This window comes from Corynebacterium amycolatum SK46 (assembly GCF_000173655.1).
Classification (GTDB): domain Bacteria; phylum Actinomycetota; class Actinomycetes; order Mycobacteriales; family Mycobacteriaceae; genus Corynebacterium; species Corynebacterium amycolatum_A.
Genome location: NZ_ABZU01000029.1, coordinates 1 through 9,498, shown reverse-complemented (window position 1 = coordinate 9,498; position 9,498 = coordinate 1). Strand labels below are relative to the sequence as shown.

The following is a 9,498-nucleotide window of genomic DNA, read 5'->3' as shown; positions in this document are numbered from 1 at the left end:
CACGAAAGTGCCATAAACCTAGGCAGTAACTATGTGGAGTTTAAGCCAGTGCGCGGTTGACCGCGCTGGTGACTGCCTTCAGCGACGCGTAGGTGATGGAACCAGCGATGCCGGAGCCCCAGACCTTGGTGCCGTTGACATCTGCGAGGACGTAGGCCGCAGCCTCGGCGTCGTCACCTGCGGTGCGAGCGTGCTGGACGTATTCCTGAACCTCGACGTTGATGCCGAGCTTCTCCAGCGCGTTGGCGTAAGCGGCCAGCGGGCCGTTGCCGACACCCTCGACGGTCTGCTCCTTGCCCTCGTAGATGATATGAGCCTTGATCTTGGTGGCGTCCGACTCGTTCTGAGCTGCGTCGACAGTCAGGGCAATCTGCTCGAGTGGAGCCTCGCGGTCCAGGTACTCACCTGCGAAGATGTCCCAAATCGCCTTGGAGTTGACCTCGCCGCCTTCGGCGTCGGTGACTGCCTGCACGACGGAGGAGAACTCGACCTGCATGGAGCGCGGCAGGTTCATGCCGTGGTCCGTCTTCATGATGTAGGCCACGCCGCCCTTGCCGGACTGGGAGTTCACGCGAATAACGGCCTCATAAGAACGACCGACGTCCTTCGGGTCGATGGGCAGGTAAGGAACCTCCCAGGTCACCGCGCGCAGGTCCTCGTCGGAAAGCTCCTTGACGGCAGCGCCCGGGCGGACCTTGTCTGCCATTGCGTCGAGGCCCTTGTTCACGGCGTCCTGGTGGGAACCGGAGAAAGCGGTGAATACCAGGTCGCCGCCGTACGGGTGGCGCTCCGGAACGCGCAGCTGGTTGCAGTACTCGACGGTGCGGCGAATCAGGTCGATGTCGGAGAAGTCGATCTGCGGGTCGACGCCCTGGGTCAGCATGTTCAGGCCCAGGGTGACCAGGCAGACGTTACCGGTGCGCTCGCCGTTGCCGAAGAGGCACCCCTCGATGCGGTCAGCGCCGGCCATGTAACCCAGCTCAGCGGTGGCGATGCCGGTGCCGCGGTCGTTGTGCGGGTGCAGCGACAGAATGATGGAGTCGCGGCGGTTGAGGTTGCGGTGCATCCACTCGATGGAGTCTGCGTAGACGTTCGGAGTGATCATCTCCACGGTCGACGGCAGGTTGATGATGATTGGGTTCTCCGGCGTCGGGTCGATGACATCAACCACGGCGTCGACGACTTCCTTGGCGTACTCAACCTCGGTGCCGGTGTAGGACTCCGGCGAGTACTCCCAACGCCAGTTGGTGTCCGGGTAGTCCTTCGCGATGGTCTTGATCAGCTCCGCGGCGTCGGTGGCAATCTTCTTGATCGCGTCCTTGTCCTTACGGAACACAACATCGCGCTGCAGGATTGAGGTGGAGTTGTAGAAGTGAACGATGACGTTCTTTGCACCGGCGCAGGCCTCAAAAGTACGGCGAATCAGGTGCTCGCGAGCCTGAACCAGGACCTGGATGGTGACATCGTCCGGGATCATGTTCTTCTCAATGATCTCGCGCACGAAGTTGTAGTCGGTCTGGGAAGCGGACGGGAATCCGACCTCAATTTCCTTGTATCCCATCTGGACCAGCAGCTCGAACATGCGGCGCTTGCGCTCCGGGCTCATCGGATCAATCAGCGCCTGGTTGCCGTCGCGCAGGTCGACGGCACACCAAACCGGTGCCTTAGTAATGCGCTTGTCCGGCCAGGTGCGGTCCTTCAGCTGGAAGTCCTGAACTTCCTGGTCGTAAGGCAGGTAGCGGTTGGTTGCCATCTGGGAGTTGCGCTGCTTATTCCAAGCAGGCTGTCCTTCCGGAATCTCGCCAGCAGGAGTGGAGATTACAGAAGGAGCGGAAATAAAAGCGTCGGAAGGAGACATGTTGTGGGCCTTTCTAATTCGGACTTCTCTTGTAGGCCGGCACAACTTACCCCGCGACGGGGAGCCGGCCTTAAACCCAAGCCCCGCCGCGGCATAGAAGCAGTAGTCCGCGTTGCATGTGATGTACCTTACCCCTTTAGTGAGATGAATTTCATTTTTTGGGGGTTTTAGTGGGGTAGAAGATATTGCGACCCCGCGCCATTACCTGCCAATAGTTCTAAAACTAGTACCAATGTATTTAGTGAGGTAAAGATGATAGCGTCCTAAAGGTGCAAACTAGCTGGTCTATTCTTAAGCGAGACTTGCGCCGTCTCCGCAATAGCCCAAAAGTGTGGGTCATCATCATCGGCGTGATGGTTACCCCTGCCTTGTATTCGTGGTTCAACATCCCAGGATTCTGGGATCCGTATGAGCACACCGAGAATATCGGCGTGGCAATTGTTAATGAAGACAAGGGCGCGAGTTCCACGGTTACCGGAGGTCTCAATGTCGGCAACCAAGTGGTCAAACAACTTAAACAGAACCATGAACTGGGTTGGCAGTTCTCCGATGCCGAGAAGGCAGATCGAGACCTAAAGCGTGGCAAGGTCTTCGCCTCCATCACCATTCCGCCGAACTTCTCGCAGGAAATGGTTGATTTGATCCAAGGTAAGGGGCATCCAGCGAAGCTGGAGTACCGCGCCAACCAGAAGATCAACGCAATTTCACCGCACATTACGGCGCAGGGTGCGTCTGGAATTGATGGTCAGATTTCCGCGTCCTTCAATAAGGAAATCGCGAAAGCGGTCACTGAGCAGGTCAAGGAAGCTGGTGGCCTGCTGCAGGGCCGGTTCGATGCGGCTCGTCTCAATTCCGCTGACGCTTTCCAGGATGTCGCTGATGCGGTTGCCAATAGCCGCGATGAAGTCGGTGCTATCCAGGAGCAGATTGGTGATCTGCAGCCGACGATTGCGCAGATTAAGAAGACTCTCGGCAGCGTGGACACGGCCCTCGATGACGCCCAGGATGCGTTGACGCAGGTGCAGGCGATTACTGGTGAGCTCAACAACGAGGTTCTGAATTTCTCCGCAGATCTCAACGACGCCTACTTGCAGGGCAGCACCGCTCTGGTGGAGGGCACCGGTAACGCCAACGCCGCGATTGGCGCGATGACTGGCAATCTACAGGGCGCAATTTCCCGTTCGGATTCTGCGACGGCTGCGGCGGAGGACATCGTCAACCAGGCGGATCAGGTCATTGGTGGGCTGAATTCCCTGCTGGAAGCCAACCCGCTCAACGGCCCGGATAAGCAGGCAATCCAGCGCACCATCGATGCGCTCGACGAGAGCAACGCCACCAATAGAGAGCTGGTGGAGGGCCTGAAGAACGTCTCCGGCTCGGCGCAGGGAACCCTCGACTCCCTCAACGCCACCAGCGAGGCATTGGCGCAGGCCACTAAGGACGGCAAGGCCGCCTCGGATCAGATTCGTCAGGCGTCCCAGGACGCACTCCCGCAGTTGAGCAAGGCGCTTAATCAGCTCAACGCGCGCGTGGGTTCGTACGCGGCGGCGCTGGGCGCGCAAAAGGACACCGTCAAGGAAACGTCCGCGCTTCTCGACGCTACGAGTGGGCAGCTTTCCGCTGCGGATCAGGTCCTCGAGAGCTTCAAGGCCGACCTCGACGGGGTGCGCGATGGCCTGGAAACCGCGCGTCTCGATGTCCTTACCTTGGGCACCACCGAAGAACGGGAAGCCATGGAAATGGTCAATGACCTCGATCCCGAGGGTATTTCGCAGTTCCTGAGCGATCCGGCTGAGATTAAGACTGAGGCCGTGTTCCCGGTGGATCACTACGGCTCGGGTATGGCGGCGCTGTTTACCAACCTGTCGCTGTGGATTGGTGCGTTCATTCTGATTGTGATTTTCCGCGTGGAAGTCGACGCGGAAGGTTTCAAGGAAATCACGGTGGGCCAGGCGTACATGGGCCGCACATTGCTGCTGGGCATCATCGCTACTTTCCAGGCGCTGATTGTCTCCATCGGTGACATCGTCATTGGTGTACAGCATGTCAGCGCGGTTGCGTTCGTCCTCACCTGTGTCGTGGTGGAGTTGTGTTATCTCGCCATTATTTACAGTATGGTGGCGGCGTTTGGCCACGTGGGACGTGGTATTGCCGTGGTGCTCGCGTTTATTCAGATTCCTGGTGCCGCCGGTCTCTATCCAATTGAGATGACCCCGGACTTCTTCCAGGCACTGAATCCGTTCTTGCCGTTGACCTACGGCATTGATGCTCTCCGCGAGACCATTGGTGGTTTCTACTCGAATTACTACTTGAAGAATATGCTCACCTTGATGGCCATGGCAGTGGTCGCCTACGTGGTTGGTTACTGGCTGCGCCGCAGCTTGTCCTCGGTCAACATCTTGGTTAACCACCAGCTTGAAGAGGGCGGCCTGGTCAACAACGAAGAAGTCCACCTGGTCGGTAGCGGATACAAGCTCAGTGACCTCGTCTTTGCGCTGCGTAACCGCGAGGAGTACCAGTCGCGAGTCGACGAGCGGATGGAGAATCTGCGTGGCAGCTACGCACTGTTCATGCGCATTGCCATTGGTGTCTCGTTGGCCGCCCTGGTGGTGCTGGGTATTTTGGCCCGCAACTACCCGGATCAAAAGGCCCTGTTCTTCGGTCTGGCTTGCCTGTTTGTGCTGCTCTGCGTCGCCTACATCGCGGTGCGCGAGTACGTCAAGCAGTCTGTGATTCACGCTCAAGAGCTCAGCGAGCTGTCGGAGGAGGAGCTGCGCGCCTACATGGAGCACCAAACTTCCCATCCGCATGCGTACTCGCTGGAAAATGCTGGTGATTCGTTCGAGCCACAGGCGAAGGTGTCGTCGGCAAGCGTGAAGACTTCCCCAGAAGGTGAAGCCTAATGAGAAACGTTCTTGAAATTGTGCGGAATGACTTTCGGGTGATCCGCCAGAACACGATGACCGGCATCATGGTTTTCGGTCTGGTGCTGATTCCGCTGCTGTTCACCTGCTTTAACGTGCTGGCCAGCTGGGAGCCATTTGAGAACACGGAAAAGCTGAAGATTGCGGTCGCCAGTAATGACCGCGGGCATCGTACGGATATCGGTGCGATTGACCTCAACTTGGGCAACGAGGTGCTGTCGAAGCTGAGCCGTAATCACGACATCGACTGGCGGATTACGGATTCCGCGGATGCCATCGACGGCACTAAGTCCGGTGACTACTACGCGGCAATCGTGCTTCCGGAAAACTTCAGTACCGAACTGATGACCTTCTACGTCCGGGGTACCAAGGCGCCGAAGCTGACGCTCTATACGAATGAGAAGAAGAACGCGCTGTCGTCGATTATTACGGGCAAGGGCGCGAGCGGCGTTATTCAGGAGATCGATAAGAATTTCACGCAGGTCGTCGCCAGTGTTGGGCTGGGCGCAATCACCTCGCTGGATGAGTACCTGAACACCTCCGACTCCAAGCAGGCACTGACGCGCGTGCAAAACCGCGTTGATGACACCGCCGCGCGACTGCGCTCCGGTGCGCAGACTGCGAGGTCGCTGTCCACGCTGGTGGAGACCACCGTGCCGCTGGTGGAGACCGCGGATTCCATCTTGGAAAACGCTGGTGCGCGAATGGACATTCTGCGCAACGGCTCGGGTGACGGCAACGTCGCCGGCGATCTGGAAGCTGCGGTCGGCAATGTCCGCGGCTCTGTTAGCACGGCGCTCGACGCAACGCAGGCGAGCTACGAAGGCGTGCGCGACCGTGTCAACGAGCTTGTCGACGGCACCCAGGCCACCAGTGGTGCGACAGCGGATACCTTTGATGCGATGGCAGCCAAGTTCGGCCAGCAGGCCGACGGTCTGACTGCGATGCGCGACCGTTTGGAAGACACCGTTGGGGCAGTGGTTCCGGGTGTCGCCAAGCCGGGCTATGACCGCGCGATTTCCGATCTAAACACCTCGATTGCTCGCACCCGTGGGCTGCAGGAGAGTTTCTCCGCCGTGGCAGCGGATTTGCGTGGTGGCCGGGATACGGGATCGTCGATAAGCCAGGCGAAGGACGCATTCACGGCTGCGATTGCCGCTGTGGAAAATGCCAAGAACTCCTACGAGCAGAATCTGCGCCCGCAGATCGACGCACTGTCGGAGCCGGTGTCGCGTCTCAGCAATGACATCGAGGTCATTGGCGAGGACATTCGCGGCATTCGCGGTACGATTTCGGGCTCGCCGGTGGATACGCTGCGTAAGACCAGCGCCGCCACGATGGGCCTAAGTACCCGCTTTGATGATCTGGCCGCTCGTTTCGACGAGATCCACAACGCACTGGAGGAAGCTAAGGACACCGGTGACCTCTCGCGAATTGCTGAGGCCGTCGGTGATGACCCAAGTGCCCTGGCCGCGCAGTTGGCCGCGCCGGTGCAGGTCGAGGAGGACCCCGTATTCCCAGTCCAGAGCTTCGGTGCGGGTATGGCGCCGTTCTATGCGACCCTCGCGCTGTGGATCGGTGCGCTGCTGTCGTCGGTGCTGATTCGCACCACGGTGCGCAGTCGCACTGGTCAGAAGGTCGGCGATGCGGTCGATGCGGCCGGTGCTGATCAGGTCGATGAGGCGCAGGCCGATGCAGCCGACGGTGAGACCAGCGACGAGGCCGCCGCCGACGCCAGCGACGAGCAAACCAACGCTGCCCCGACCGATGACTACACCCGTGTCGAGAAGTTCTTCGGCAGGTTCGCCACCTTCGCTAGCGTGGGGCTGGTTCAAGCCACCCTGATGGTCTTGGGACTTCAGGTGTATGTGGGCATCGAGCCCGCGCACCCATTCCTGATGCTGCTGGCTGGCTGGATGATTTCGCTGGTGTTTATGCTGATCATCTTCTCGTTCGTCTTCACCTTCGACAACGCCGGTAAGGCCATCTGTGTGCTGCTGTTGGTGATGCAGGTCTCGGCCGCCGGTGGTGCGTATCCGCTGCCGCTGGTGCCGCAGTGGGTCCAAAATATTAGCCCGTGGCTGCCAGGCACCTATGCCATCGACATGTTCCGCAGCACGATTGCTGGCATTTATGAGGCTGACTTCTGGAAGAAGCTATTCGCCCTGCTGCTGTTCATCATCCCGTCACTGATTCTGGCGCTTGGCCTTCAGCGCATCTTTGAAAAGGGAATTAACCGGATCAAGAACGCAATTGAAGAGACGAAGGTGATGGCCACCACGTAGGTGGCTTAGTCCTTCGCCTCCGGCGCAGCGTCGGTCTTATCGCTCTCGCCCTCGGCCTCCGGTTCGCCCTTGCCGTCGCGCGAGAGCTTCCGCAGCCACCAAATCAGCAGCGCAATAATCACTGCCGCTGCTGCCAGGATGGCCCACATCCACCACTGCCACTGCGAGCCGCTGCCGTCGAATACGGACTCCTCGTCAGGATCCATCGGCACCTGGTGCCCCGTCACCAGCAGGCGGTGCGTGTTAATGCCGTAAGGCGTGCACGTAATCAGGGTGATCAGGTCTTCTCCAGGGACGCGTCGTAAAGCATCGGTTTCATCCGGCTTTACGACGGCTACGTCGTGGACCTCATACTTCAACTTGTGACCCGCGACTGCGATGTAGAACGCGTCGCCCTTCTTGACCTTGTCGAGGTTGTCCCACAGCGTCGCATTTTGCAGACCCGTATGCGCCGACAGCGACGCGTGACGACCTTCACCCTCGCCCACGCCGCCGACCGGGAAGTCGGTGCCATAGAGGTGACCGACACCGCGCGAAAGCGACTTTTCCGACGTGCCGTGGAAAATGGGCAGGTCAGAGTTGATGGACGGGATGACGATGCGGCCGAGCGCGTCGGTCTCGCCAAGCACGTCGAGGTAGTGGCGATAGCGCTGGTACTCCGGGGAAGACTCGTCATCGGAGGTGGTCCAGGCGTCGCCGGGATTGACCTCGCCGAGGCTGGCGTTGTACTCGTGGGCCTCGTTCCAGGCGGTGTCCAAGACCTCAGGAGGAGCGGATTTCTCCAGCTTGGAATACTCATCTGCGGCTCGGGCCTGCAGGAAGTTGTTCCACTGCGTTGCGACAACCGGGTACAGCAGCACTCCCAAACCACCAATGATCAACAGCAGGGCGATGATGGTGTTCGAGTTCAGCTTCTTGCCCTTTTGGGGCTTTGCTTTGGTGTTGGTTGCCCGCTTGGAATGGGAATGACGCCCCATCGAGTCCTACCTTTGGTGACCTTGTGCATAGCGGCCACGGGTCTTTCTCACCGGGGATAGTTCCCGGGCAGGGGATAGCCAGGCCGACAAATCGCTAACGACTTAATAAGTGCAAATACCAATTTAGGTCATGCGGCCCGGGAGAGTTGAACTCTACTTACCGCGCGGCGGCATCGGTGGAGTCTGTGGTGGTGTCTGCGGCGCTTGGGGCGCTTGTGGAGGTGGCCTCTGCCGGCCGAGCCGCCAGGGCAATAGTGGCAGAAATCATGGTCACCAGTGCGATAAACAGCGCCGCCCACTGCACACCAACTGCCTGGAAGCGCTCACCAAGAACGATGTATCCCAAGCTGAAGGCAACGATCGGCTCCACGACGGTCATAGCTGGTAGCGAAGCCTGCAACGGTCCTGCGTTAAAAGCCGCCTGCTGCAGGCCGACGCCAATAACCGCCAGTGCCACCAGCAGCCAGAGTTCCCAGGAGAGCAGGAGTTGGACGAGCCCGTCATTGACATAAGTATCGACCACCGACTTAGACAGCAGCGCGACGAAGCCGTACAGCCAGCCGGTTGCCGTGCCGAGCAGCAGGGCCTTCGGGTTCTGGCGCAGCACTCCGCGCTGTTTGGTGTCTGAGTCGCCACCGGTGCCGGTGTTGGGCCACTGAACTGCAGCGGCGTACAGTCCGCAGGTGACCACGCCACCGGCGGCAAGAGACCATCCCCACAGGTAGGTGGGGATATCGGTGGAGCCGGCAGTCGGCTTGCCGAGCAACACCAGCGTCGCCACCGCAAAAGTAAGCGCCACGGACCAGATCATCTCTGACCGCGAAATACGCCGACCGTTGACCTTCGCTGCCAGCGGGAGCGTGAGCATCAGCTTCATGACCAACAACGGCTGCACCAGGAGCAACGTGCCAAACGCGAGCGCCGCGACTTGAAATACATACCCGGCAATCGCCAAGGTCGAGCCCAGCCACCAGCGCGGCAGCTTCAGGGTCTTCGCCACTCCGCGAAGTGTGCTGGTGCCCTCTTCCAGTGTTCCGGAGAGGTTGTGGCGGATGACGGTTCCCCACGCGATGCTGAGTGCGGACAGCAGTGCCAGTATCGCGGCGAGAAGGTCATTGTTCACGTAGGGAATGCTAGGCATGCAACACTTGTCATGTCCACTTCGCAGGGGTTAAGCGGGGCAGTGCTTGGTGAGTGCAGCGCCTCAGGAATCAGCTGGGTCGGCCGAGATGCTGACTGAGCTCGGGCCGGGGAGCCCGGAGCCGAGGAGCCCGGAGTGAAACTGACTGAGCCCGGAGCCCCGGGAGTTCGGGAGTTCAGGAGTGGAGCTGGCTGAGCTCGGAGCCCCGGGAGTTCGGGAGCTCAGGAGTGAAACTGACTGAACCCGGAGTTCCTGGCACAGTACCGAGAGTTACTGACTAGATTTATGTCAGTTTTGACAGGTTTCAGGGCCG

At 59.6% G+C, this 9,498-nt stretch carries 5 protein-coding genes; 2 read left to right on the top strand and 3 right to left on the bottom strand.

The window, feature by feature from the left end; translation table 11 throughout:
* Positions 1-40: 40 nt before the first annotated feature.
* Positions 41-1,858: a 2-isopropylmalate synthase gene (gene leuA / locus CORAM0001_RS10590; RefSeq protein WP_040361979.1), complete on the bottom strand. Its 1,818-nt coding sequence runs from the start codon at positions 1,856-1,858 to the stop codon at positions 41-43.
* Between the two features lie 269 nt (positions 1,859-2,127).
* Between leuA and CORAM0001_RS10585 the strand changes: the two genes are divergently transcribed.
* Positions 2,128-4,761 carry a YhgE/Pip domain-containing protein gene (locus tag CORAM0001_RS10585; protein WP_005511969.1) on the top strand — a complete coding sequence of 878 codons (2,634 nt, stop codon included), beginning with the start codon at positions 2,128-2,130 and terminating at the stop codon, positions 4,759-4,761.
* A complete protein-coding gene (locus CORAM0001_RS10580; RefSeq protein WP_005511974.1) occupies positions 4,761-7,067 on the top strand; it encodes a YhgE/Pip domain-containing protein in 2,307 nt (768 codons plus the stop codon). Before CORAM0001_RS10585 ends, CORAM0001_RS10580 begins: the two co-directional genes overlap by 1 nt.
* 5 nt (positions 7,068-7,072) lie before the next feature.
* Here CORAM0001_RS10580 and CORAM0001_RS10575 read toward each other — a convergent pair whose 3' ends face one another.
* Positions 7,073-8,044: a class C sortase gene (locus CORAM0001_RS10575; RefSeq protein ID WP_005511972.1), complete on the bottom strand. Its 972-nt coding sequence runs from the start codon at positions 8,042-8,044 to the stop codon at positions 7,073-7,075.
* Positions 8,045-8,201: 157 nt separating this feature from the next.
* On the bottom strand, positions 8,202-9,167 hold the full coding sequence (locus CORAM0001_RS10570; RefSeq protein ID WP_005511971.1) for a DMT family transporter: 966 nt from the start codon (positions 9,165-9,167) through the stop codon (positions 8,202-8,204).
* Positions 9,168-9,498 lie beyond the last annotated feature (331 nt).

What these genes read in the sequence shown, in the direction of transcription:
- leuA (WP_040361979.1), bottom strand. Translation starts at nt 1,858, where the DNA reads ATGTCTCCTTCCGACGCTTTTATTTCCGCTCCTTCTGTAATCTCCACT.
- CORAM0001_RS10580 (WP_005511974.1), top strand. Translation starts at nt 4,761, where the DNA reads ATGAGAAACGTTCTTGAAATTGTGCGGAATGACTTTCGGGTGATCCGC.
- CORAM0001_RS10575 (WP_005511972.1), bottom strand. Translation starts at nt 8,044, where the DNA reads ATGGGGCGTCATTCCCATTCCAAGCGGGCAACCAACACCAAAGCAAAG.